General features: G+C 71.4%; 20 protein-coding genes. 3 read left to right on the top strand and 17 right to left on the bottom strand.

Features of this window, described 5'->3' with window-relative positions; all coding sequences use genetic code 11:
* Window positions 1-160: 160 nt before the first annotated feature.
* The 7 genes from QF035_RS12640 to QF035_RS12670 form a co-directional block, all read right to left on the bottom strand.
* The gene (locus QF035_RS12640; protein ID WP_307520290.1) at window positions 161-670 is read right to left on the bottom strand and encodes an O-acetyl-ADP-ribose deacetylase; all 510 of its coding nucleotides are present in this window, start codon (window positions 668-670) and stop codon (window positions 161-163) included.
* Complete coding sequence (locus QF035_RS12645; RefSeq protein ID WP_307531075.1) at window positions 667-2076, bottom strand: phytoene desaturase family protein; 1410 nt, start codon at window positions 2074-2076, stop codon at window positions 667-669. Before QF035_RS12645 ends, QF035_RS12640 begins: the two co-directional genes overlap by 4 nt.
* A gap of 98 nt (window positions 2077-2174) precedes the next feature.
* A complete protein-coding gene (locus QF035_RS12650; protein WP_307520292.1) occupies window positions 2175-3020 on the bottom strand; it encodes an inositol monophosphatase family protein in 846 nt (281 codons plus the stop codon).
* A 143-nt stretch (window positions 3021-3163) separates the two neighbouring features.
* Window positions 3164-5200 (bottom strand): gamma-glutamyltransferase family protein, encoded by a 2037-nt coding sequence (locus QF035_RS12655; RefSeq protein ID WP_307520293.1) that lies wholly within the window; start codon window positions 5198-5200, stop codon window positions 3164-3166.
* 125 nt (window positions 5201-5325) lie between these two features.
* Window positions 5326-5976 carry a DUF4232 domain-containing protein gene (locus tag QF035_RS12660; RefSeq protein WP_307520294.1) on the bottom strand — a complete coding sequence of 217 codons (651 nt, stop codon included), beginning with the start codon at window positions 5974-5976 and terminating at the stop codon, window positions 5326-5328.
* 35 nt (window positions 5977-6011) lie between these two features.
* On the bottom strand, window positions 6012-6680 hold the full coding sequence (locus QF035_RS12665; protein WP_307531077.1) for a response regulator: 669 nt from the start codon (window positions 6678-6680) through the stop codon (window positions 6012-6014).
* Window positions 6681-6685: 5 nt separating this feature from the next.
* The gene (locus QF035_RS12670) at window positions 6686-7786 is read right to left on the bottom strand and encodes a sensor histidine kinase (protein ID WP_307520295.1); all 1101 of its coding nucleotides are present in this window, start codon (window positions 7784-7786) and stop codon (window positions 6686-6688) included.
* Between the two features lie 194 nt (window positions 7787-7980).
* Here QF035_RS12670 and QF035_RS12675 point away from each other — a divergent pair, with 194 nt between their 5' ends.
* On the top strand, window positions 7981-9006 hold the full coding sequence (locus tag QF035_RS12675) for a carboxymuconolactone decarboxylase family protein (RefSeq protein ID WP_307531079.1): 1026 nt from the start codon (window positions 7981-7983) through the stop codon (window positions 9004-9006).
* A 111-nt stretch (window positions 9007-9117) separates the two neighbouring features.
* Window positions 9118-9780 (top strand): hypothetical protein, encoded by a 663-nt coding sequence (locus QF035_RS12680; protein WP_307531081.1) that lies wholly within the window; start codon window positions 9118-9120, stop codon window positions 9778-9780.
* Between the two features lie 28 nt (window positions 9781-9808).
* On the opposite strand, the gene QF035_RS12685 is transcribed toward QF035_RS12680, so the two are convergent.
* The 9 genes from QF035_RS12685 to QF035_RS12725 all read right to left on the bottom strand — a co-directional run bounded on the left by QF035_RS12685 (window position 9809) and on the right by QF035_RS12725 (window position 21295).
* Window positions 9809-11395, bottom strand: a complete 1587-nt coding sequence (locus tag QF035_RS12685; RefSeq protein ID WP_307520296.1) for an NCS1 family nucleobase:cation symporter-1 — start codon at window positions 11393-11395, stop codon at window positions 9809-9811.
* A 213-nt stretch (window positions 11396-11608) separates the two neighbouring features.
* A complete protein-coding gene (locus QF035_RS12690) occupies window positions 11609-12628 on the bottom strand; it encodes a TIGR03842 family LLM class F420-dependent oxidoreductase (RefSeq protein WP_307520297.1) in 1020 nt (339 codons plus the stop codon).
* An 18-nt stretch (window positions 12629-12646) separates the two neighbouring features.
* Window positions 12647-14050, bottom strand: a complete 1404-nt coding sequence (gene hydA, locus QF035_RS12695; protein ID WP_269653128.1) for a dihydropyrimidinase — start codon at window positions 14048-14050, stop codon at window positions 12647-12649.
* Between the two features lie 168 nt (window positions 14051-14218).
* Entirely contained in the window at window positions 14219-15061 is an 843-nt protein-coding gene (locus QF035_RS12700; RefSeq protein ID WP_055614864.1) for a nitrilase-related carbon-nitrogen hydrolase, read from the bottom strand.
* Between the two features lie 180 nt (window positions 15062-15241).
* Window positions 15242-16819 carry a PucR family transcriptional regulator gene (locus tag QF035_RS12705; RefSeq protein ID WP_307520298.1) on the bottom strand — a complete coding sequence of 526 codons (1578 nt, stop codon included), beginning with the start codon at window positions 16817-16819 and terminating at the stop codon, window positions 15242-15244.
* 87 nt (window positions 16820-16906) lie between these two features.
* Window positions 16907-18232, bottom strand: a complete 1326-nt coding sequence (locus QF035_RS12710; protein ID WP_307520300.1) for an aspartate aminotransferase family protein — start codon at window positions 18230-18232, stop codon at window positions 16907-16909.
* The gene (locus QF035_RS12715; protein WP_307520301.1) at window positions 18229-19071 is read right to left on the bottom strand and encodes a nitrilase-related carbon-nitrogen hydrolase; all 843 of its coding nucleotides are present in this window, start codon (window positions 19069-19071) and stop codon (window positions 18229-18231) included. The genes QF035_RS12710 and QF035_RS12715 overlap by 4 nt, the downstream gene beginning before the upstream one ends.
* Window positions 19072-19316: 245 nt before the next feature.
* Window positions 19317-20882 (bottom strand): hypothetical protein, encoded by a 1566-nt coding sequence (locus QF035_RS12720; RefSeq protein WP_307520303.1) that lies wholly within the window; start codon window positions 20880-20882, stop codon window positions 19317-19319.
* A 161-nt stretch (window positions 20883-21043) separates the two neighbouring features.
* A complete protein-coding gene (locus QF035_RS12725) occupies window positions 21044-21295 on the bottom strand; it encodes a helix-turn-helix domain-containing protein (protein WP_307520305.1) in 252 nt (83 codons plus the stop codon).
* An 82-nt stretch (window positions 21296-21377) separates the two neighbouring features.
* Between QF035_RS12725 and map the strand changes: the two genes are divergently transcribed.
* Window positions 21378-22145 carry a type I methionyl aminopeptidase gene (gene map, locus QF035_RS12730; protein WP_307520306.1) on the top strand — a complete coding sequence of 256 codons (768 nt, stop codon included), beginning with the start codon at window positions 21378-21380 and terminating at the stop codon, window positions 22143-22145.
* A 49-nt stretch (window positions 22146-22194) separates the two neighbouring features.
* On the opposite strand, the gene ggt is transcribed toward map, so the two are convergent.
* A complete protein-coding gene (gene ggt / locus QF035_RS12735) occupies window positions 22195-24003 on the bottom strand; it encodes a gamma-glutamyltransferase (protein ID WP_307520307.1) in 1809 nt (602 codons plus the stop codon).
* Window positions 24004-24063: the final 60 nt, after the last annotated feature.

Raw genomic sequence — 24063 nt, forward strand, 5'->3', positions numbered from 1 at the left:
CTCTGTCGAGCTGGTCGAAGCGACTGACAGACGGAAGTTGATGTCAGGACAGAATGCGACCGCTGAGGACAAAGACACCTACTGAGCCACAGAAAACCCTAGGACCCGAACACAATCGGAGCAATGACCCTGTCGGACTTTGTGTGATCCTGAGGGCAGGTCAGCGAAGCTGCGCGGTGAACGCCTCGTACGCCTGCTCGTCGAAGAGGACGAACCTGGCCTCGGTGACCGCCGTCTCGGTGTCCCGTACCGTCCCGACCGCGATGCGGGCGGCGTCGTCCATCGGCCATCCGTAGACACCGGCGGAGACGGCCGGGAACGCGACGGTCCGCGCGCCCAGTTCGTCGGCGACCCGCAGCGACTCCCGGTAGCAGGAGACCAGCAGCTCAGAGCGGTCCTCGCTCCGGCTGAAGACGGGGCCGACCGTGTGGATCACCCAGCGCGCGTCCAGCCTGCCCGCCGTGGTGGCGACGGCCTGGCCCGTACGCAGGCCCTTTCCGTAGTGGCCGGCGCGGAGCTTGCGGCACTCCGCCAGGATCTCGGGGCCGCCGCGCCGGTGGATGGCGCCGTCCACGCCTCCGCCGCCCAGCAGGGAGGAGTTCGCGGCGTTGACGATCGCGTCCACGCTCTGCCGGGTGATGTCGCCCTGGACGAACTCGATGGCGGTCATGACTGGCGCAGTCTCCTCCACACGGCCTTGGCCGCGTTGTGCCCCGACATGCCGTGCACGCCCGCGCCCGGCGGGGTGGCCGAGGAGCAGATGAACACCGCCGGGTGCGGGGTGCTGTACGGGAACAGGGACAGCTTGGGGCGCAGCATCAGCTGGAGGCCGGAGGCCGCGCCGCAGGCGATGTCGCCGCCCACGTAGTTGGCGTTGCGCGCGGCGAGTTCGGGCGGGCCCGCCGTGGCGCGGGCGAGGACGCGGTCCCGGAAGCCGGGTGCGAACCGCTCCAGCTGGCGCTCCATCGTGTCCGTGAGGTCCCCGGTCCAGCCGTTCGGCACATGCCCGTACGCCCAGAACACGTGCTTTCCGGCCGGTGCCCTGGACGGGTCGACGACGCTCGGCTGCACGGTGATCAGGAACGGCGCGTCCGGGGCACGGCCCTCCCGGGAGGCGGCGCGCAGGGCGGTGCCGATCTCCTTGCTGCTCGCGCCGACCTGTACCGTGCCGGCGGCCCGGGCTTCCTTCGCGGTCCACGGCACCGGTCCGTCGAGGGCGTAGTCGACCTTGAAGACGCCCGCCCCGTACCGGAACCGCTCGTAGTACCGCCCGAAGCCCGCGATGCGGGCCAGCGCGGTGGGCGAGGTGTCGAAGATGTACGCGCGCGCGGGCGGCAGGTCGTCGAGACGCTTGACCTCGTAGTCGGTGTGCACTGCGCCGCCGAGATCCTTCAGGTACGCCGTCAGCGCGTCGGAGATCGACTGGGAACCGCCGCGGGCGACGGGCCAGCCCCGGGCGTGTGCGGCCAGCGCGAAGACGAGGCCGACCGCGCCGGTGGCGATGCCGCCCAGCGGGGCCATGACGTGCGCGACCAGTCCGGCGAACAGGGCCCTGGCCCGGTCGTCACGGAACCGGCGCATCATCCATGTCGAGGGCGGCAGTCCGGCAAGGCCGAACCGGGCGAGGGTGACCGGGTCGCGCGGCAGCGATGTGAGCGGCAGGGACATGAAGTCCCGCGCCAGGGTGTCCCAGGTGTGCGTGAACGGCTCGACGAGCCTGCGGTACGCGCCCGCGTCACGCGGTCCGAACGAGGCTGCCGTCTCCGCCACGGAGCGCGACAGCACAGCCGCCGTGCCGTCCAGGAAGGGGTGCGCCATGGGCAGTTCGGGCTGCAGCCACTCCAGGCCGTACCTCGCCAGCGGCATGGCGCGGAACGCGGGCGAGTTGATGCCCAGGGGATGTGCGGCGGAGCACGGGTCGTGCCGGAAGCCGGGCAGGGTCAGCTCCTCGGTGCGGGCGCCTCCCCCGACCGTGTCGCGCGCTTCGAAGACGGCCACGGAATAGCCGCGCCGGGCCAGCTCCACGGCAGCCGTCAGTCCGTTCGGCCCCGCACCCACCACGACGGCATCGAGCATCGACGGCACCTTCGGACTCCTTTGTCAGCCGACGGCCACTGGGGATCAGGATATGCCGGACCTCCGACAGCCCCGCCTCAGCCCCGGGCCGTCACAGGTCAGGCCCCGCCCGACAGCAGTCCGAGGACCCGGCGGGCCGTGGCCGCGTCCCGAGCCGCCGTGAACGGAAGCGTGTTGCCCCCGGTTATACGGAAGGGCTCCCCCGAGAGCGTCAGGTGCGCGCCGCCCGCCTCCTCGACGAGCAGGATGCCCGCCGCGTGGTCCCAGGCGGCCTCCCAGGAGAACGCAACGGCATCCAACTCGCCCCGGGCGACGGCGAGGTACTCCAGTCCGGCCGAGCCGCACGCGCGCGGGCTGACGCCATCCGTCCAGAGGCCGAGAAGCGCGCGCTTCTGGTCGTCCGTCGTGTAGTCCGGGTGGGACGTGGCCACTTCGAGGTCACGGCCCGGGGCGGGCGAACCGGCGCGGAGGGGTTCGCCGTCGAGGAGGGCACCCTTGCCGCGGACGGCGACCGCGAGTTGGTCGCGGGCCGGTGCGTACGTCCAGGACGCCTGCAGGACTCCGCCGTGGGCGAGCGCGACCAGCGTGCAGAAGCCGGGGTCGCCGTGGACGAACTGGCGGGTGCCGTCCACCGGGTCGACGATCCAGACCGGCGCCTCGCCCTTGATCGCCTCGTACGTCGCGGGGTTGGCGTGGACCGCCTCCTCGCCGACGACGACCGAGCCGGGCAGCAGCTTGACCAGCGCCTCGGTGAGGAACTCCTCGGCCTTGCGATCGGCGTCCGTGACCAGATCGTGCGGGCCGGTCTTCTCGTCTATCTCGTGCGCGGCGAGCTGCCGGAAGCGCGGCATGATCTCCGTGGCGGCCGCCGTACGGACGGCCTCTTCCACGTCGGCTGTGCGGTGTGCGAGAAACTCGTCGATGGTTTCGATGTCCTGGATCATGCCTCCATGAGAGCACGCGCCACTGACAATCCCCACCCGCCCGGTGTATCCCGGGTGGAATCACCATGAACAACGAGTGTTACGAGATCAGCGCCGCGTGACCCGTGCCGGGACCGGTACCCCTGCCGGGACCGGGACCGGCCTCAGCGTCCGACCGCGTACCCCTGCATCCCCCGCGGGTTCGCCGCCGCCGACAGCACTCCGGTCCGCGGGTCCCGCGCCACCGCACACAGCCGGCCCTCGGACCAGGCGTCGCCGACCTGGACGTCGTGGCCGCGGCGGCGCAGCTCCTCCACCACGTCCGGGTCGGTGCGGGACTCGACGGTGACGCTGCCGGGGCGCATTCCGCGCGGGTAGAAGGAGCCGGGGAAGCTGTCGTTGTGCCAGTTCGGGGCGTCGATGGCGCCCTGGAGGTCCAGGCCGCCGCGTACCTCCGCGCGCAGGGCGACGGCCAGGAAGAAGTGCAGCTGCCACTGGTCCTGCTGATCGCCGCCCGGCGTGCCGAAGGCCATGACCGGCACCCCGTCCCGCAGCGCGAGCGAGGGCGTGAGCGTCGTACGCGGACGGCGACCCGGCGCGAGGGAGTTGGGCAGCCCCTCGTCCAGCCAGGCCATCTGGAGCCGGGTGCCGAGCGGGAAGCCCAGCTCGGGCACGACCGGGTTGGACTGCAGCCAGCCGCCGCTGGGCGTGGCCGCGACCATGTTGCCCCAGCGGTCGACGATGTCGAGGTGGCAGGTGTCGCCCCGGGTCGCCCCGTCGGCGGAGACGTCGGGCTCCCCGGGCAGGGGAGGCGTCTGCCGCTCGGCGACGGCCGCCTCTCCCTGGCCCGCACCAGCCTGGCCCGCGTCCACAGCCGTCGCACCCGCGCCCCCGGCCACCGTCGGCTCCCCGGCGCCCGCCGCACCCCCTGCCCGCGCCACCGTAGGCTCCCCAGCCCCCGGCACCCCGAGCGCGTCGAAGCCGTCCTCCCCCGCGGCCACCACGCGCGCGTGCCCGCTGAGCCGTGGGGCCCGTCCGCCGGGGCTGCCCGGCCGCAGCTCGTAGGAAGCCTTCTCCCCGACCAGCGCCCGCCGCCCGGTGTTGTACTCCGCCGACAGCAACTCTTCCAGGGGGACCTCGGCCGCGTCCCCGTACCAGGCCTCCCGGTCGGCCATCGCGAGCTTGCAGCCCTCGATCAGCAGGTGCACGTACTCGGCGGAGCCGTACCGCGGCAGCTCCGGCGGCAGCAGGGCCAGCTGCTGGAGGAGCACCGGGCCCTGGCTCCAGGGGCCGGCCTTGCACAGCGTCCAGCCCCGCCAGTCGTACGTGGCCGGCGCCTCATGGGAAGCGGACCAGCCGGCCAGGTCGGCCGCCGAAAGCGTGCCGGAGTGCCGTTCACCGCTGGTGTCCATCGTGGGCCGGGCCGCCTGCCGTACCAGGGCCTCGGCGATGAAGCCCTCGCGCCAGATCCGCCGCGCCGCCTCGATCTCGGCGACCCGCTCGCCACCGTCCCGCGCCCCGGGCTCCTGACGGACTCCGTACTCGTGACCGACTCCGGGCTCCTGACCGGCATCGGCCTCCCTGCGGGTCCCCGCCTCCTCCGTGGCCTCCGCGATGAGCCGCTTCCAGGTCGCGGCCAGCGCCGGATTCCGGAACAGCTCGCCCGGCCGCGGGGGCCGCCCGTCCGGCAGGTACACATCGGCCGAGGACGTCCACTCGGTCTCGAAGAGCTCCCGTACCGTCTCGACGGTCTCGCCGACGCGCTCCACGGGCGCGTGCCCGTCCTCCGCGTACCCGATGGCGTACTTCAGGACGTCCGCCAGGGACTTCGTGCCGTGGTCGCGCAACAGCAGCATCCACGCGTCGAAGGCCCCGGGAACCGCGGCCGCGAGGGGCCCGGTACCGGGTACGAGATCCAAACCCAGTCCCCTGTAGTGGGCGATCGTGGCCCCGGCCGGTGCCACACCCTGTCCGCACAGCACCCGTACCTCGCCGCCCGCCGGGGCCAGGATGATCGGCACCTCGCCGGCGGGCCCGTTGAGGTGCGGCTCGACGACGTGGAGCACGAATCCGGCGGCGACGGCGGCGTCGTACGCGTTGCCGCCGTCCTCCAGCACGGCCATCGCCGACTGCGAGGCCAGCCAGTGCGTGGAGGACACCATCCCGAAAGTGCCCTGGAGCGTGGGTCGGGTCGTGAACACGGGGGAACTCCTCACTGCGGCGCGGGCATCCGGACCGTGGACGGGCGTCCGGCAGGCGTCCGGCGATCGTACGCAGCCCGCCGCGCCCCCTGCTCCGAGGGCTGCTGCGAGGGCTGCTCAGAGGACTACGCCGACGGCTGCCAGGCCGTCGTCCCCAGGATGTTCTCGGGGCCGATGTCGAGCGGATACGGAGGCCGCACGGTCACGGTGTCGTCCCCCTTCTCCGGGGCGACGCGGAGGTAGACACCGTCCTGGTTGTGCATCCGCCAGTACAGGGCCGCGTGTGCGCTCTCGCCTGGGGCGAGGGTCAGTGCTCGGGGTCCGGGGTCCTCCGGCGCCATGGACACCTTGTCCGTGCCCTCGACGGTCCGTACGCCCGGGAAGGGGTCGCCCGAGGCGTCGAGGACGGTGACGGCCGGGTAGCCGTTCAACTTGTACGGGCGGTCACCGCAGTTGATGACGTCGAGGCCCATGGCGCGCAGCCCCATGGCCGCGTCGCCCTCGTCGGCCCGGAAGCGCAGGCCGGACGGCGGGCAGCCCTGCCCGTCCTGGACGGGTACGGACGGAGCAGGTTCGGACGGAGAGCGCGTGGGGATCCCGGACGGAGGCGGGTTCGCCGCCCTGGTCGGCACCTCCACGGTCGGCGTCGGCGTGGGCCTGCGTTCGGGGTTGCTCTCCCGGTCCAGCTCCGCGGAGAGCCCGCAGCCGCTCACTCCCAGCACCAGCAGACAGGAGAGGGCGACGCTGCGGACCGGTCTCGGGCGTATGGCGATCACGCGCCGATCATCACACGAGACCTCGACGGAACCCCTCACTCCGCGGACCCGCGTGCCGCGACCAGCCCCGACTCGTAGGCGAACACGACCAGTTGGGCGCGGTCCCGTGCGGCGAGCTTGGTCATCGCGCGGCTGACATGGGTCTTGACCGTGAAGGGGCTGATGACCATGTGGGCGGCGATCTCCTCGTTGGTGAGGCCGCGGGCGGCGAGCGCGGTGACCTCGCGTTCGCGGCGGGTGAGGCACTCAAGGCCGGGGGCGCTGGCCCGGTCCGGGGGCCGGGCCACGAACTCGCCGATCAGCGTGCGGGTGACGGACGGCGACAGCAGCGCCTCGCCGCGCGCGACGACCTCGATGGCCTGGAGCAGGTCGGCGGGGTCGGTGTCCTTGAGCAGGAACCCGCTGGCACCGGCCCGCAGTGCCTCGAAGACGTACTCGTCCAGGCCGTAGTTGGTCAGCATCACCACGCGTACGCCGGACAGTTCCGGGTCGGCGGCGATGCGGCGGGTCGCCTCGATGCCCGTCATCACCGGCATCTGGACGTCGACGAGGGCGATGTCCGGGACGTGCGCGCGCACCAGCGCCAGGCCCTGTTCCCCGTCGGCGGCCTCGCCGACCACCTCGATGCCCTCCTCGGCGTCCAGGAGGGCCCGGAATCCGGCGCGCATCAGGGCCTGGTCGTCGACCAGCGCGACCCTGATCAGGGCGCTCACGGCAGTTCCAGCGGCACTCGGGCCCGTACCGAGAAGCCGCCCTCCGCGCGCGGGGCGGCGTGCAGGGTGCCGCCCAGGGCCGTGACGCGTTCGCGCATGCCGGTGAGCCCGATGCCCTCGGCGCACGGCCGAGACGGCTCGGCGGTGCCGTCGTCGTCGACGCGTATCGTCAACTCGCTTTCTTCGTACTCCAGTTGGACGGCCACCTTGGCGGGCCCGGCGTGCCGGGCGGCGTTCGTCAGTGCCTCCTGGACGATGCGGTAGGTGGCGCGGTCCACGGTCGCCGTCAGCGGGCGCTCGTGGCCGGTCACGGTCAGGTCGACGGCGAGTCCGGCGGCCCGGGCACGCTCCACGAGCAGGGCCGGGGTGCCGGTCGGCTCGTCGGTGCGCAGCACCTCAAGGGTGGCGCGCAGTTCGCGCATGGCCTCGCTGCTCGCCTCCTGGATGGCGAGCAGGGCCGGGGGTATCTCCTCGCCCCGCTTGCGCGCGAGGTGGACGGCGACTCCGGCCTGGAGCTTGACGATCGAGATGCTGTGGGTGAGGGAGTCGTGCAACTCGCGGGCGATGCGCAGGCGTTCCTCGCCCGCGCGGCGCAGTGCCGCCTCCTCGCGGGTGCGTTCGGCCTCCAGCGCGCGCTGTTCCGTCTGGCGCAGATACGCCTGCCAGTTGCGGCCCGCGAGACCGGTCACGACGGCGCACAGGAACCAGCCCGCGAGCAACGCGGTCTGCTCGACGGTGTCCTGGGAAGTGACGCCCGTCGCGAGCCACGCCCCGAGGAACACCCCGCCCGCGGCCGCGGCCGCGCCCCGGTGCCCGGCCTGTGCCGCCGTGTGGACCGCGGCCATCACCGGGAGGGAGGCCACCAGCCCTGGTTCGGTGTGCAGCACATACCCGGCCAGCGCGGCCGTGGTGACGGCGAGCACCGGGCGAGGAGCCTTCCGGTACGCGGCCAGCGCGAGCGAACCGGTCACGATCAGCGCGTAGTCGACCGGCGCGGTGTCCTTGTCGAAGGCCGCCACGGACACGACGATCGCGCCGATCACGACGGCGAGTACCACGTCGGCGAGCCGTTTGAGGGTGGCCTGGTCCGCGTTCATGTCCGTACGGTAGACCGCCGTACGGACAAGGTCGTCAGCCCTGTGGACGGGCCCGCGACTACTCCCGGCGCAGTAGTCCGGCGCCCGGCGCGGTCGCGTCGGATCACCGCCAACTGCCTTCGGCCGTACGACGCCCGGAGGCACCTCCGGGAGCGAGGGTTCTCGGTATGACCAAACCCTTCAGCTACCCGTTCGTGACCACGCCCTTTCGCTACACCCAGCCTCCGCCGCCCAGGTCCGCCACCGGCCGGACCGCCGAGGTCTACCGGCAGCTCTCGGAGGACTTCGGCATCGACGGCGCCGTCACCTTCGTCGTCCTCTCTTCCGCGCCCGAACTCCTCGCCGCCACCTGGGCCCTGATGCGCGAGTCGCTGCTCGCGGGCGACGGCAGCCGCACCGGCAAGGAGCTGGCCGCGCTCGGGGTGTCCCGCGCCAACAGGTGTCCGTTCTGCGTGGACGCGCACACCGTCCTGCTGCACGCCACCGGCAACCACGCCCTCGCGGAGCGGCTGGCCCGCGGCGGGACCCCGGACAAGGAGGTGCAGGCGCGCATGGTCGCCTGGGGCGAGGCGACCCGTGTCCCGGGCCACCCGGAACTCACCCCGCTGCCCTTCTTCGCCCGGCACACGGCCGCGTACGTGGGGACCGCCCTGTCCTTCCACTTCATCAACCGGATCGTCTCGGCCCTGCTGACGGAGAACCTGCTGCCGGGCAACACCCAGCGGTTCAGGCCGGTCCGCAGCCTCGCCGGCCGTTCCCTGGCGAAGACCCTGCGCCGGCGTCTCACCCCGGGCACGAGCCTCGCCCTCCTCGACGGTGACCCGGGCCCCGGCCCGTCCTGGGCGGCCGGCACGACGGTCGCCCCGGCCTACGCGGCGCTGCGGACGGCCGCCATGGAGGGCGCCGGCCTGCTGACCGAGGCCGACCAGGACCTCGTACGAAGTGTCGTCGCGGCGTGGGACGGTACGCATCAGCCGTTGGTGTGGGACGCCCTGCCGGACCGGAGGAACAGGCCCGGGGCGCGGCTGGCGATACTGGCCGCGCTGGCTCCGTACCGGATCACCGACGAGGACGTGGCGGCCTGGAAGCGGCCTCCGTACACGGACCGCTGCCTGGTCCGGCTCGTCGCGTATGGGGCGTTCGCCGCCGTGGACCGCATCGAGCGGGCTCTGCCCCTCGATGCCCCGGTATCGCACGGGGTCATGGACCGTCAAGGGTGAGTCCCTGTCACCGCGCGGGTACGGAGCGAGTTTGTACTACCGCCCCACAGGCAGGCATGTGACACTGGCGTCCTGTCCGCTGTGCGGACTCTCCGCACCGTCCCCCACGAAATGTGCGCCGTGCGTTCTCTTCCTCTCGCTCTGACCGCGCGTCTGCTGCCGGTCGTCGTGCTCGCCCTGGCGGGCTGGTCGTTGTCGTCCGGGCCGTTCGCCGCGACCCCGGCCGCGGAGAAGAAGGCCGCCCCCGACGGCGGGGCATCACCGTCCGCGCCGTCGACCGCCGCGGCGAGCCGCACGTACCGCACCTCGCCCGCGCCCTGCACCGGCGTGTCGAAGAAGACGGTGACCTCGCTGGTGCCGGCCGCCAAGACGGCCGGCAAGGAGATCCCGTCGACCGACGAGTCGCTGCGCCGCACCTGTTCGTGGAACGCGCTCAAGGGTTTCGACTACCGCTGGCTCGACATTTCGTACGAAATCAAGAAATCGGACCAGGCTGCCCAGGCCGCCTACAAGCAGCGCACGACGGAGAAGAGCGGCGGAGGGGTCGTTCCCGGTCTCGGGGACGCGGCCTACTCGGTGGTGAACCTCACCACCGAGGACAAGCAGCAGACGCGCGAGGGCCAGGTGTTCGTCCAGGCGTCCAACGCCATGGTGGTCATCACGTACAACGGCAGCGACTTCGAGTCGAAGAAGGCGCCGAGTACGGACGAGATCAACAAGGGCGCCATCAAGGCCGCCAAGGAGGCGATGGCCGCGCTGGAGGCCGCTCAGTAACAGCGGCTCCCAACGCGGCCCGCCGTCGTCAGACGACCTGGTCGGCCTTCACCGTGCGCCCCTCCCGCTCCGCGCTCTCCACTCGTGCGAACGGCGCCATCAGCGCGACGTACAGGACGAGCGACGAGGCGAGGCCGATCGCCCAGCCGTAGTCCGCGAGCGGCTTGAGGAACGGGATGAGTCCGTCCGTCGGGAACGGGCCGAGCTTCGCGCCCTTGGCGTCGACGTTCGAGTACGAGCCGCCGACCGCCAGGACGCCGCCGACCGCGAAGGCCAGCACCGCCCGCCAGTTCCAGCCGTTCGAGTACCAGTAGCGCCCGCCGGGCGTGTAGAGGTCGGCGAGGTGCAGGACCGTACGGCGGATGATCCAGTAGTCGGCGATCAGGATGCCCGCGACCGTGCCGAGCAGACCGCCGACCACTCCGAGCCAGGTGAAGATGTAGAACTCGGGCGTGGAAATCAGCTTCCACGGGAAGATCAGGATGCCGATGACACCCGTGATCAACGCGCCCGTACGGAAGTTGATGAACTTCGGGGCCAGGTTGGACAGGTCGTACGCCGGGGAGACCACGTTCGCCGCGATGTTGACGGAGATCGTGGCGATCAACACGATGAAGAGCGCGAAGAGCAGACCGAAGGCGTTGTCCGTCTTGGCCGCGAGGGCCACCGGGTCCCAGATCGCCTCTCCGTAGACGGCCTCGGAGCCTGAGGTGACCAGCACGGCGAGGATCGCGAAGAGCGTCATCGTCGTGGGCAGACCGAGGGACTGCCCCCAGGTCTGCGCCTTCTGGCTGGCGCCGAAGCGGGTGAAGTCGGGGATGTTGAGGGACAGGGTCGCCCAGAAGCCGATCATGCCCATCAGGGACGGGAAGAAGACCGGCCAGAAGTCCGCGCCCCAGCCCAGCTTCGAGGGCTGGTCGAGCAGCGCGCCGAAGCCGTCGGCCTTGACCGCGATCCAGATGAGCAGCGCGAACGCGCCGACGATCACGACGGGTGCGGCCCAGTTCTCGAAGTGCCGCAGGAAGTCCATACCTCGGTAGATGATCGCGATCTGCAGGGCCCAGAACAGGAGGAAGCAGAGCCACAGCGGCCACGGGTTGCCCGCGATCTTCCCCGCGTTCTCCCACTCACCGCCGGTGAGCTTGGAGCCCAGGGCGAAGATGCCGCTGCCGCCGATCCAGGTCTGGATGCCGAACCAGCCGCAGGCCACGGCGGCGCGGATCAGCGCCGGGATGTTGGCACCGCGAAGCCCGAACGAGGCGCGGGCGAGCACGGGGAACGGGATGCCGTACTTGGGTCCCGCGTGACCGGTGGCCAGCATCGGCAGCAGCACGATGATGTTGGCCAGGGCGATGGTGAAGACGGCCTGCTTCCAGTCCATGCCGAGGGCGACCAGGCCGGAGGCCAGGGTCCAGCTGGGGATGCAGTGGGCCATGGATATCCACAGCGCCGCGAAGTTGTACGTCGTCCACTTGCGCTCGGACACGGGGACGGGACGCAGGTCCTCGTTGGCGAAGGGACTGTCGGCGGGGAAGGCCCCGGGACTGAGTTCGATCCGGCCGTCGGTGTCGGCGGACTGGGATATCGGCGGCCCCGTGGGGACGGTGTCGGTCATGGGCAGGCCAATCGATGAGGCGGGACGGGAAAGGCCGTGCGGGTGGCGCCGTGGGGGTGGTGGTGCGGTGGAGCGGTGGTGCGGCCCCCTTCCCGGGGAGGTGGGAAGGGGACGACTTGGGTGGGTGGAGCAGGGTGGATCGATGCCGTCAATGGTTGACGGATGGGTCGACCATCAACCACTGCTGCAGGTCATCAACGGCCGAGGCCGCCCTCAACTGTTGACGGCGGGAATGACCGTTGATCCATACGCCTCGATGACCGCCTCTTGAGCGTCATGCATGTCGTACAGGGCGAACTGGTCGACGCCCAGCTCGCGCAGCGCGTTCAGCTTCTCGATGTGCTTCTCGGCCGGGCCGATCAGACAGAACCGGTCGACGATCTCGTCGGGCACGAACTGGGTGTCGGGGTTGCCGCTGCGTCCGTGGTGCGAGTAGTCGTAGCCCTCACGGGACTTGATGTAGTCGGTGAGTTCATCGGGTACGGCGGCGGAGTGCTCGCCGTACTTGGAGACGAGGTCGGCGACGTGGTTGCCGACCATCCCGCCGAACCAGCGGCACTGCTCACGCGCGTGGGCGAGCGCCTCGGGCGAGTCGTCCTCGGTGACATAGGCGGGCGCGGCGACACAGATCTTGACGTCGTCGGGGTCGCGTCCGGCCTCGGCCGCCGCGGTCTTCACGGCCTTGACCATGTACTCGGTCAGGTAGAGGTCGGCGAGCTGGAGGATGAAGCCGTCGGCCTCCTCACCGGTCATCTTCAGCGCCTTGGGGCCGTACGCGGCCATCCAGACGGGGAGTTCGGCACCCGGCTTGATCCACGGGAACTTGATGACCGTGCCGCCGAGGTCCGCCTCGTCGCCGCGGCCCAGCGCCCGGATGACCTTCATGGCCTCGCTGATCCGGGCGAGCGTGTTGGGCTTGCGGCCGGCCACCCGCATCGCCGAGTCGCCGCGCCCGATACCGCAGACCGTGCGGTTGCCGAACATGTCGTTGAGCGTGGCGAAGGTCGAGGCGGTGACCTCCCAGGTGCGGGTGCCCGGGTTCGTCACCATCGGGCCGACCTTCAGCTTCGTGGTGTTGGAGAGGATCTGGCTGTAGATCACGAACGGCTCCTGCCAGAGCACGGCGGAGTCGAACGTCCAGCCGTACGTGAAGCCGTTGCGCTCGGCCCGTTTCATCAGGCTGATGACGCGGGAGGCAGGTGGGTCTGTCTGCAGGACGAGTCCGAAGTCCATGGCGCCACTCCTAGTCGCTCAGAGAAGGTACTGACAGGTGGAGCGGGGGGTGTAGACGCCGTGCCCGGCGCGCCCGGTGAACTCCCGCTCGGTGATGACGAGTTCGCCCCGCGAGAGGACCGTCTCGACACGGCCGGTGGTGCGCTTGCCCTCGTACGCCGAGTAGTCGACGTTCATGTGGTGCGTCTCGGCGGACATGATCTGCTCGGCGTGCGGGTCGTAGATGACGACGTCCGCGTCGGCGCCCGGCGCGATCGTGCCCTTCTTCGGGTACAGGCCGAACATCCGGGCCGGGGTGGCGCAGGCGATCTCGATCCAGCGGCGGCGCGAGATGTGTCCGTCGACGACGGCCTGGTGGAGCAGGTCCATGCGGTTCTCGACGCCCGGCAGACCGTTGGGGATCTTCGAGAAGTCGCCGCGGCCCAGCTCCTTCTGGCCGACGAAGCAGAAGGGGCAGTGGTCGGTGGAGACGACCTGGAGGTCGTTGGTCCGCAGGCCCCGCCACAGGGCGGCCTGGTGCTCCTTGGGCCTCAGCGGCGTCGAGCACACGTACTTGGCGCCCTCGAAGTCGGGCTCCGCGAGGTTGTCGGTCGACAGGAACAGGTACTGCGGGCAGGTCTCGCCGAAGACGTTCAGGCCCTCGTCACGCGCCCGTGTCAGCTCGGCGACCGCCTGCTGCGCAGAGACGTGAACCACGTACAGCGGGGCCCCGGCCACCTGGGCGAGCTTGATGGCACGGTGGGTGGCCTCGGCTTCGAGGAGGGCCTTGCGGACCTCGCCGTGGTACCGGGGATCGGTCTCGCCCCTCGCCAGCGCCTGCTCCACCAGCACGTCGATCGCGATGCCGTTCTCCGCGTGCATCATGATCAGGCCGCCGTTCTCGGCGGAGCGCTGCATGGCGCGCAGGATCTGGCCGTCGTCGCTGTAGAAGACGCCGGGATAGGCCATGAACTGCTTGAAGGAGGTGACGCCCTCCTCGACCAGCAGGTCCATCTCCTTGAGCGTGTCCTGGTTCACGTCGGAGACGATCATGTGGAAGGCGTAGTCGATGGCGCACTTGCCGTCGGCCTTGGCGTTCCAGGCGTCGAGGCCCTCGCGCAGCGAGTGGCCGACGCTCTGCACCGCGAAGTCGACGATCGTGGTCGTGCCGCCCCAGGCCGCGGCGCGGGTGCCGGTCTCGAAGGAGTCGGACGCGAAGGTGCCGCCGAACGGCAGCTCCATGTGGGTGTGGGCGTCCACGCCGCCCGGGATCACGTACTTCCCGGTGGCGTCGATGGTCCGCTCGGCCGTCCAGGCCTCGGCGGCGGGGGTGCCGCTTGCGGCGAGAGCGGCGATGCGGCCGTCCTCTACGAGGACGTCCGCGTGGAGTTCGTCTGACGCGGTGATGACTAGGCCACCGCGGATGACGGTACGGCTGCTCATGTTCCCTCTCCTGTCGTTGGCACCCCGGTGGAATGCGGTCGGAACGTGCGGGTGCGTCGTGGCTCGTCGCGCAGTTCCCCGCGCCCCTACGGGGCACGGGGCGCGGGCCGCCGGTGTCCCCGACAGAGCCTCGGCCAACGACCCGGTCAGAGCCCGTCGGGGAGGCGCTCAGGGAGCCGTCAGCGGCTCGTACGCCTCGGGGCGGCGGTCGCGGTAGAACTGCCAGCGGTCGCGAACCGCGCGGAGCTTCGCCATGTCCAGGTCGCGGACGACGAGTTCGGTCTCCTTGTCGCTCGCCACCTCCCCGACGAACTGGGCCTCCGGGTCCACGAAGTACGAGGTGCCGTAGAAGTCGTTGGAGCCCAGCTCCTCCACGCCGACGCGGTTGATGGCGCCCACGAAGTACTCGTTGGCGACGGCCGCGGCCGGCTGCTCCAACTGCCAGAGGTAGGCGGACAGTCCGCGCGAGGTGGCCGACGGGTTGAAGACGATCTCGGCCCCGGCGAGACCCAGCGCACGCCAGCCCTCCGGGAAGTGCCGGTCGTAGCAGATGTAGACGCCGATCTTGCCCACCGCGGTGTCGAAGATCGGCCAACCCGCGTTGCCGGGGCGGAAGTAGAACTTCTCCCAGAAGCCCTCGACCTGCGGGATGTGGTGCTTGCGGTACTTGCCGAGGTACGAACCGTCGGCGTCGATCACCGCCGCGGTGTTGTAGAGGACTCCGGGCTGCTCCTCCTCGTACATCGGCAGCACGAGGACGATGCCCAGTTCCCTGGCGAGCGCCTGGAAGCGCTGGACGATCGGGCCCTCGGGGATCTGTTCGGCGTACTCGTAGAACGCCTTGTCCTGGACCTGGCAGAAATAAGGCCCGTAGAACAGCTCCTGGAAGCACAGGACCTGAGCACCCTGTGCGGCCGCGTCGCGGGCCGCCTGCTCGTGGACCTGGATCATCGATTCCTTGTCGCCCGTCCATGCGGTCTGGAAGACGGCGGCGCGGATCACTCTGCTCATCGGGACCTCCGGTCACTCGGTGTGCGGCGAGCCTAGGAAGTCCGGCAGTGCTCTTTGAGTTGCAACGTGTCACGTCTGAGGGCGTGTGGCGTTCCACGGTGTCACCCTTGCCAAGGCCCATGTTTCACCACCGTTTTCCCAGGTCTTTCTGTGTTTCGGAGCTGTTGCGCGTCGAGGGTCTCAGCCCTGTTGCGCGTCGTGCGCGAGGAGGGCGATGTGCACGGAGGCCGCCTGCTCGAAGTCGTCGAGATCGACCCGCAGCCGCGCCTCTATCGCTTCCAGCCGCCGGTACAGCGCGGGTCGCGAGACATGGTGGAGCTGGGCGGTGCGCGACTTGTTGCGGCCGGTGGCGAGATACGTCCGCAGCACCGGAAGCAGCTCCGACTCCGCGTCCGCCCCGCACAGCAGCCCGTCCAGCTCGCGCTCGGCGAACGACTGGACGTGCGGATCGTCCCGCAGCAGCCGGACCAGCCCACGCAGATGTACGTCCCGCAGCCGCACCACGACCGGCAGGTCGAGGCCCGCGGGGCTCTCGGCGACGGCGTCGGCCACGTGCCGGGCCTCGCGCAGCCCGGCGGGCACGTCGTCCCACCCGGTCCGCGCGTCCGCCGCCGCGACGACGGCCGCCTTGCAGTCACCGGCCGCACCACCACCCGCCTCCGTACGCAGCCGGGTGGCGAAGTGGGCGGCGAGGGCCTCCGCGTCCTGGTCCCTGGCCAGGCTCAGCAGTACGGCGATGACCCCGTCGGCCAGCTCGGCGACGAGGCCTGGCAGCCCCAACAGACGCAGAACGCGGTCGAGTTGGGCCGCCTCCGTGTCCCGTACGACCAGGGGCACGAACGTCCGGCGGTTGACCGGCAGTCCGGCCGCCCGGGCCCGGGGCAGCAGTTGGCGGGCCGGTACGACTCCGGAGACGAGGTCGGTGAGCAGGCTCTCGGCGGACTGCTCCTCCCAGGAGTGCACGGTGCCGCCGAGCATGCGGTGCAGGACCAGGGCCTCGGCCCCGCGGTCGGCGAGCAGCCGTCCGGTGGCGGCGTCGCCGCGGTAGCCGCACAGCACGATGCGGCCCCAGCGTTCGCCGCGTCCGCCCAGTTCGGCACGGACCCAGCCGTCGCCCTCGCTGCCGCCGGCCTGCCGCGCGATGCGCTCCCAGTCGCGCAGCACGTCGTCGACCGCGGACCGCTCCCCCGCCGTGGCGAGGACGCGGTGCGCGAGGTTGGTGACGACGACGGGGCACGCGCTGTGCGAGGCGATCTCGTCGAGCATCCGCTGCAGCGGGGCGCCCGCCGTGATGAGCCCGGTCAGCGCCGTCCGGACGGACTCCGACAGGCTGACGGCCGCGAACTTCCGCCGTACGAGCCGGGATTGGACCTCTTCGGTCAACTCCGCGAAAGGGAACGGGCGGTGCAGGACGATCATCGGCAGCCCGCACCGCTCGGCCGCCCGGCGCATCACCTCGGGCGGGGTCGGGAAAGCCCGGCCGAGTCCGAGGACGACGGCCGAGGCCTCCGCGCGGTGCAGTGAGCGGATGTACTCGGCCTGGGCCTCCGGGTCGCCCGCCAGCAGCACCCCGGTGGTGAGGACCATCTCGCCGCCGCTGAGCATCACGCCGACATCGGCGGCCTCGGCGACGTGCACCCAGCGCACGGGCCGGTCGAGCTGGTCCGCGCCGGCCACCACCTCGGGCTCCCCGGCGAGCACCCGCTCCAGGGCGAGGACCTGGCGGACCGACAGGGCGGGTTCCAAGGCGGTGGTCATGCGGCGAACCTTCAATCTTGCGTTGCTGAACGCTCCTCGGAACCGACGCCTCTTCAGAACCGACTGCTCATCGGAACCGAGCGCCCCTCAGAACTGGGTGCTCCGCAGAGCGCGCTCCAGGATCGCGGCGCCCTCCTCGGCCTCCGCGACGGTGAGCGACAGCGGTGGGGCGATGCGCAGGACGCTGGTGTTGTGGCCACCGCCCTTGCCGATCAGCAGGCCGTCCTCGCGGGCCGCTTCGAGCACGGCGGCGGCCGCGTCCGGGTCCGCCTGGTCGGTGCCGGGCTTCACCAGCTCGATGCCGATCATGAGACCGCGGCCCCTGACCTCCCGTACGCCCGGCAGTTGGGCCGCGATGGCCCTCAGCCGCTCGATGAGCAGGCCGCCGACGCGGCGGGCGTTGCCCTGGAGGTCGTGTTCCAGGAGGTAGGTGAGGTTGGCGAGGCCCGCGGCCATGGTGATCTGGGTGCCGCCGAACGTCGAGATGGAGTTGGAGTCCAGGCAGTTCATGACCTCGGCGCGGGCGACGACGCCGCCGATGGACATGCCGTTGCCGATGCCCTTGGCGAAGGTGAGTATGTCCGGCGGACCGTTCTGGCCGTGTGCCTGCCAGCCCCAGAAGTTGTCGCCGGTCCTGCCCCAGCCGGTCTGCACCTCGTCGGCGATCCAGAGGATGCCGCGCTCCTGGAGGACCTCGCGGAACGCCGCGTACAGGCCGTCCGGCGGTGCGGTGAAACCGCCGACTCCCTGGATGGGTTCGGCGATCAGGGCCGCGGGCGGGCGGACGTGGCCGAGCAGGTCCTCCAGGTCGGCGACGCAGGCCGCGATGAAGCCGGCGTCGTCGAGATCGGCGTACGGGCCGCGGGTGCGGACGCCGCCGTGCACGTAGAGCGTCTGGAGGGGCGAGAGGCTGGTCGGCGACCAGCCCTTGTTGCCGGTGATGCCGACCGAGGTGAACGAGCGGCCGTGGTAGCTGTTGCGCATCGCCAGGATCTGGTTGCTGCGGCGGTACGCGGTGGCCAGCAGCAGGGCCGTGTCGTTGGCCTCCGTGCCGGAGGTCGTGAAGAACACGCGCGCGTCCGGGATGCCCGAGAGCCTGGCGATCCGCTCGGCCAGGTCCACCATGGGCCGGTTGAGATACAGCGTGGAGGAGTGGATGATCCGGCCGGCCTGCTCGCTGACGGCCTTCGTCACCTCGGGCAGGGCGTGCGCGGTCATCGTGGTGAGGATGCCGCCGAAGAAGTCGAGGTACTTGTTGCCCTCGGCGTCCCAGACGTGGCGGCCCTCGCCGTGGGTGAGCTCGATCGGGTCGGCGTAGTAGACGGCCAGCCAGTCGGGGAGGACGGACTGGTGGCGCTGGTACAGGTGCTTGGCCGAGCCGTTGGCCTGGCCCTGGGAGGCGTCTGTCGTCACGGCTGCACCAGCCCTTCGTACGCGTCGGGGCGACGGTCCCGGTAGAAGGCCCACTGCCGGCGGACCTCCTCGATCAGGTCGAAGTCGAGGTCGCGGACGACGAGTTCCTCGCTCTTGTCGCTCGCGGTCTCGCCGACGAACTGGCCTCGCGGGTCGACGAAGTACGACGTCCCGTAGAAGTCGTTGTCCCCGTACTCCTCCTCGCCGACACGGTTGATCGCGGCGATGTAGTACTCGTTCGCGACGGCCGCGGCGGGCTGCTCCAGCTGCCAGAGGTGGGAGGACAGACCGCGGGAGGTCGCCGACGGATTGTAGACGAGCTGCGCGCCGTTCAGACCGAGCTGACGCCAGCCCTCCGGGAAGTGCCGGTCGTAGCAGATGTAGACGCCGACCTTGCCGACCACGGTGTCGAAGACGGGCCAGCCGAGGTTGCCCGGTTTGAAGTAGTACTTCTCCCAGAAGCCCTTGACCTGGGGGATGTGGTGCTTGCGGTACTTGCCGAGGTACGTGCCGTCGGCGTCGATCACCGCCGCCGTGTTGAAGTAGAAGCCGGACTGTTCGACCTCGAAGACCGGGACCACCACGACCATGCCGGTCTCGCGGGCGAGCTCCCGCATACGGGTGACGGTGGGGCCGTCCGGTACCGGTTCCGCCCAGCGGTAGTGCTCCGGCTCCTGGACCTGGCAGAAGTAGGGGGCGTTGAAGACTTCCTGGAATCCGATGATCTTCGCACCCTGACGGGCCGCCTCGCGGGCGTGCTCCTCGTGCTTGGCGACCATGGATGCGGTGTCGCCGGTCCAGGTGGCCTGGACCAGAGCGGCGCGTACGACGTTGGCCATGAGCTGCTCCTTCGACGGGACGTCAGAGAGCTTCTACGCCCGTAGATGGTGGGCGTAGAGCCCCGAAAGTAAGCGGAGGCGCTGCGCTGGGCAAGACCATCGTCGTTAACCGGCTGAGTCGATCTTGTTTCCTACCCCTGTGGGTTAGCGAGGGGGGTGGGGGTGGGTGACGGTGAGTGGGTGAGTGCCGGTAGTCGTGGGCTGGTCGCGCAGTTCCCCGCGCCCCTGTAGGTGGGCCGGGGCCGTCAAGCCGTGTAGCCCGCCACCCTCAGGGCGTGGATCAGGTCCCAGTGGCGTTGTTGTGAGACGTGGCGGGCCGCTTCGAGGAGGAGGGGGATGAGGCGGGGCGGGTCGGTCTCGACGCTGCGGGCGGCCTCTTCGGGGGTGCGGATGCGGACGTACGCGTCGAGGAGGGCCCGGACCTCGCGGTGGCGGTCCTCGCCGACCAGGCCCAGTACGGCCTCGCCTATTTCCGGGGCGGGGCGCACGACGCCCTGGCGGAGCATCTGGTCGCCGTCCGCGGTGCGTCCCGCCACCGCGAGCGCGTCGGCGGCGGCTACCAGGCGGTCGGCGGGCAGGGAGGCGGCCTCCCAGAGGAGGGTGGCCCAGTCGGCGCCCAGGCCCGCGCGGTGGAGCTCGGCGGCGAGGAGCGGGAAACGGGCGGCGGGCCAGTACGCGGCCTCGACGAGCAGGGCGTGCGCCTCACCGCTGTGGCCCTCGCGCCGCAGCCGGACGAGTCGCTCGACGGTCTGGACGGTGGTCCGGCGCGCCTCGTCGTCCAGGGGCTCACGCCGCGCCTTCGGCCGCGCGGGCTCCTCGGCGACTCCGGCGAAGCGGGCCCCGCGCAGCGTGGGCTCCGCGGTGGACGGCACGGGCATGGCCGGTACGGCAGCCGCGATGGCGTCCTCGTCCATCATCCCGGCGAACCGGGCGCTGCCGCGCGCACGGCGCTTCGAGCGCTGCTTGGGGGCGCGGGCCTTGGCGGGCTCGGGAGGCTCGGGGGCGGCCGCCTCGTCCTCCTGGGCGGCCGTGGGGCGCGGCGAGGCCCCGGGGGCGGGTGCCGCGGCCTGCCAGCCGCTCTCGGCCGCCTGTCTGGCGGCCTCCCCGGCGGCCCGGTCCGCGGACGCGTCGCGCCAGAGGTCCGGCCAGTCGTCCTCGTCCGGTGCGGGGCGCTGCGGGCCCCCGCGCCCCGTGGACGGCCCGCCGCTCCCGCCGGCGCTCCGGGGCTCCTCGTCCCAGAAGACGTCGGTGCCGATCTCGCCGGGCGGGATGGTCAGCGCTCCCTGCGCCCGGCCGCCTACCGCGCGCCGGTCCAACTCGTCCATGCGGGAGCGGAGTTCGGCACAGCGGGCCGTCGCGCGGTCGTGGTCGTCGCGGGCCCAGGCCAGGTCGATGCGGTAGGACTCGGCCTCTTCCGGGCCGGTGGCCGTACGCAGTGAGCGGCCGAGCTCGGAGAGCCGTTCGGCGGCGTAGCGCTGTTCGCGGAGCATGACGTCGAGGCGGTCACCGAGGGCGTCGCGGCCACCGGGCCGCCCGTCGTACGCGGCGAGGGACGCGCCGTGCAGCGCCCGCGCCCGGTCGGACTCCTGGGCGGCGGCACGGTCGCCGAACTCCGCGGCGACATCCTGGAGGAGCGCCTGCACGACGTCCCAGGGCGGTACCTCCGTACCGTCCAGACAGGCCCGCATCCCCTCGGGGTCGCGCTGCCAGAACACGCCGCACCAGCCGCCGCCCTGGTCGAGCCGGGACAGCAGTCCATTGAGATATTGCGCGAACTCCCGCACCTGGCCCGGGAGTTGTTCCACCGCCATTGCCTTCACCCCACGCCAGACTGGAGTACTCCGGTTCGATAGAAAACACCGTTCGTGTTACGGAATGGCTACAACGAGTTTTCGACCCGGACGCAGAGTGCGGTTACTGACCCGGAACGTGACGTGAGGCGCCCCGGACTTGACGCGGCGTCATCCGCGCGTCACGCCGGGGTGAGCGCACAGCTGCCCGCGATCTCGTCCATCGAGAGGCAAAGCACCCGCGCCAGCGCGGCCACCGTGAAGAAGGCGGGGGTCGGCGCGCGGCCGGTCTCGATCTTGCGGAGGGTCTCGGCGGAGATGCCCGCGCTCGCGGCGATCTCCACCATGCTGCGGCCGCCGCGGGCCTCACGCAGCAGCTTGCCGAGCCGCTCGCCGCGTTCGTGCTCTTCGGGGGTCAGCGGGGTTCGCACCATGCGCCCACCCTAATACCGGCGACCGTTATTTGAATAGGAGGGCGAGGCCGGCACCCACGCCTCGACCGGTATAGTAATTGGCATGGTGGAACTGAAGACGGACACGTCTATCGACGCGATGTACGAAGCGGGCCAGATCGTGGCCCGGGCCCTCACGGCGGTGCGGGAGGCCGCCGGCGTGGGCGTCTCGCTCCTGGAACTGGACGAGGTCGCGCACCAGGTCCTGCGGGACGCGGGCGCGGGCTCCCCCTTCCTCGGCTACCGGCCCTCCTTCGCTCCCGTGCCCTTCCCGGCCGTCATCTGCGCCTCCGTGAACGACGCGATCGTGCACGGCATCCCGACCGGCTACCGGCTGCGCGACGGCGACCTGGTCTCGATCGACTTCGGCGCCGAGCTCGGCGGCTGGGTGGGCGACTCGGCGATCAGCTTCGTGGTCGGCACACCGCGCCCCGCCGACCTGCACCTCGTCGAGACCGCAGAGCGGGCCCTCGCGGCGGGCATCGAGGCGGCCGTCGTCGGCAACCGCATCGGCGACATCGCGCACGCGATCGGCACGGTGTGCCGCGCGGCGGGGTACGGCATCCCGGACGGCTTCGGCGGCCACGGAATAGGCCGCCGTATGCACGAGGACCCGCCCGTGCCGAACGAGGGGCGGCCCGACCGCGGCCTGCCCCTCCGGCACGGCATGGCCCTCGCCATCGAGCCCATGCTCATCGCCGGCGGCACCGACGAGTACCACGCCGCCGCCGATGGCTGGACCCTCCGCACGAACGACGGGACCCGAGCGGCCCACGCGGAGCACACGGTGGCCATCACGGACGCGGGGCCGCGCATCCTGACGGCCCGCTGACCGCCCGCCGCTCCTCGGCCGGCGCCTCACGGCTCCGACGGCCCGCGGCCTACGGCGCCGGCCGCACCACCATCGCCGACCCGCCGCCCCGGCGTACGGTCTCGGCCGCCGCCAGCCACTTGCCGTTCGGCAGGCGTTGGACGCCGGTCGCCGCGCCGATCTCCGGGTTCTGGCGGAAGCCGTGGCCGAGAGACTCCAGCTGAGTCCTCAACGGGCTGTTCCACAGGCCAGGTTCGAGCTCGGTGGTCGTCTGGTTGCGCTGGCTGGCACGCGGGGCGGCGATCGCGTCGACGAGCGGGAGGCCCCGGTCGACGAAACCGGTCAGCGTCTGCAGGACCGTCGTGACGATGGTCGCGCCGCCGGGCGAGCCCAGCGCCACCACCGGCTTGGCGTGGGCGTCGAGGACGATCGTCGGCGAGATCGACGAGCGCGGGCGCTTGCCCGGCCCCGGCAGGTTCGGGTCGTGCACGGCCGGGCTCGCCGGCGCGAAGGAGAAGTCCGTCAGCTCGTTGTTGAGGATGAAGCCCCGGTCGGGGACGGTGATCCCGCTGCCGCCGGTCTGCTCGATGGTGAGGGTGTACGCGACGACGTTGCCCCACTTGTCGGCCGCCGTCAGATGGGTCGTGTTCTCGCCCTCGTACGTCGTCGGCGCTGCCGTGCCACCGGCCGCGCACGCCGCGGGGTCGCGCGGATCACCGGGCGCCAGCGGGCTGGTCAGCACCGCGTCGTCCTTGATGAGGCACTCGCGCGAGTCGGCGTACTTCTGCGAGAGGAGTTCCTTCGTCGGTACGTCCTCGAAGGCGGGGTCGCCCACCCAGCGCCCCCGGTCCGCGAAGGCGATCCGGCTCGCCTCGATGTAGCGGTGCAGGTACTGGACGTCCGTGGCCTTCGAAAGGTCGGTGTTCTCAAGGATGTTGAGTGCCTCGCCGACCGTGGTGCCACCGGAGGACGAGGGCGCGATCGAGTAGACACCCAGTCCGCGGTACGAGGTCTTCGTGGGCGCCTGCCGCTTCGCCTCGTACTTCGCCAGGTCCTTCAGGGACAGCTCGCCGGGGCGCGCGTTGTAGCCCGAAGCCGGGTCCACCGGCGGCTTGTTCACCGTGGCGACGATGTCCTTGGCCAGCTTGCCGCGATAGAGCGCGCCCACACCCTTGCGGCCCAGCTCCTCGTACGTACGGGCCAGATCGGGGTTCTTGAACGTCGAGCCGACCACCGGCAGCGCACCGCCCGGCAGGAACAGCTCGGCCGTGTCGGGGAAGTTCCGGAACCGTGCCTCGTTGGACGCGGTCTGTGAGCGGAACGTGGCGTCGACGGTGAACCCGTCGCGCGCGAGCCGCTCCGCGGGCTTCAGCAGCGATCCGAGCCCCTTGCTGCCCCAGCTGTCCAGCGCCCTCTGCCAGGTGGCGGGCGTCCCGGGCGTGCCCACGCCCAGACCGCTGGTCACGGCGTCGGCGAACGGGATCGGCCGGCCGTTCTCCAGGAAGAGCCCCGAGTCGGCCGTCAGGGGTGCCGTCTCACGGCCGTCGATCGTCCGCACCGTACGGGACTTGGCGTCGTAGTAGACGAAGTAGCCGCCCCCGCCGATGCCCGACGAGTACGGCTCGGTGACGCCGAGCGCGGCCGCCGTGGCGACGGCCGCGTCCACCGCGTTGCCGCCCTTGCGGAGGATCTCGATCCCGGCGGCCGAGGCATCCGCGTCCACGCTCGCGACGGCCCCGCCGTACCCGACGGCGACCGGCACCTTCTCGGCCGGACCTGAGCCCCCGGAAGATCCTGAGGAGGGGGGTGCCGCCCCCACCGACATCATCGCGGCCGAAACCGCCACCACAGCCAGACTCCGCGCGCCCGAGCGCCCCATCCGTACCTCCAGTAAACGACCGTCTGCGCAGCGTAACTCCTGGGCATGGCCGCGTCAGGT

The sequence above is a fragment of the Streptomyces umbrinus genome (assembly GCF_030817415.1).
Taxonomy (GTDB): Bacteria; Actinomycetota; Actinomycetes; order Streptomycetales; family Streptomycetaceae; genus Streptomyces; species Streptomyces umbrinus_A.

What these genes read in the sequence shown, in the direction of transcription:
- QF035_RS12720 (WP_307520303.1), bottom strand. Translation starts at nt 20,882, where the DNA reads ATGGCGGTGGAACAACTCCCGGGCCAGGTGCGGGAGTTCGCGCAATAT.
- QF035_RS12650 (WP_307520292.1), bottom strand. Translation starts at nt 3,020, where the DNA reads ATGATCCAGGACATCGAAACCATCGACGAGTTTCTCGCACACCGCACA.
- QF035_RS12670 (WP_307520295.1), bottom strand. Translation starts at nt 7,786, where the DNA reads ATGAACGCGGACCAGGCCACCCTCAAACGGCTCGCCGACGTGGTACTC.
- QF035_RS12680 (WP_307531081.1), top strand. Translation starts at nt 9,118, where the DNA reads ATGTGCGCCGTGCGTTCTCTTCCTCTCGCTCTGACCGCGCGTCTGCTG.
- QF035_RS12685 (WP_307520296.1), bottom strand. Translation starts at nt 11,395, where the DNA reads ATGACCGACACCGTCCCCACGGGGCCGCCGATATCCCAGTCCGCCGAC.
- ggt (WP_307520307.1), bottom strand. Translation starts at nt 24,003, where the DNA reads ATGGGGCGCTCGGGCGCGCGGAGTCTGGCTGTGGTGGCGGTTTCGGCC.
- map (WP_307520306.1), top strand. Translation starts at nt 21,378, where the DNA reads ATGGTGGAACTGAAGACGGACACGTCTATCGACGCGATGTACGAAGCG.
- QF035_RS12645 (WP_307531075.1), bottom strand. Translation starts at nt 2,076, where the DNA reads ATGCTCGATGCCGTCGTGGTGGGTGCGGGGCCGAACGGACTGACGGCT.
- QF035_RS12700 (WP_055614864.1), bottom strand. Translation starts at nt 15,061, where the DNA reads ATGAGCAGAGTGATCCGCGCCGCCGTCTTCCAGACCGCATGGACGGGC.
- QF035_RS12705 (WP_307520298.1), bottom strand. Translation starts at nt 16,819, where the DNA reads ATGACCACCGCCTTGGAACCCGCCCTGTCGGTCCGCCAGGTCCTCGCC.
- hydA (WP_269653128.1), bottom strand. Translation starts at nt 14,050, where the DNA reads ATGAGCAGCCGTACCGTCATCCGCGGTGGCCTAGTCATCACCGCGTCA.
- QF035_RS12715 (WP_307520301.1), bottom strand. Translation starts at nt 19,071, where the DNA reads ATGGCCAACGTCGTACGCGCCGCTCTGGTCCAGGCCACCTGGACCGGC.
- QF035_RS12690 (WP_307520297.1), bottom strand. Translation starts at nt 12,628, where the DNA reads ATGGACTTCGGACTCGTCCTGCAGACAGACCCACCTGCCTCCCGCGTC.
- QF035_RS12725 (WP_307520305.1), bottom strand. Translation starts at nt 21,295, where the DNA reads ATGGTGCGAACCCCGCTGACCCCCGAAGAGCACGAACGCGGCGAGCGG.
- QF035_RS12640 (WP_307520290.1), bottom strand. Translation starts at nt 670, where the DNA reads ATGACCGCCATCGAGTTCGTCCAGGGCGACATCACCCGGCAGAGCGTG.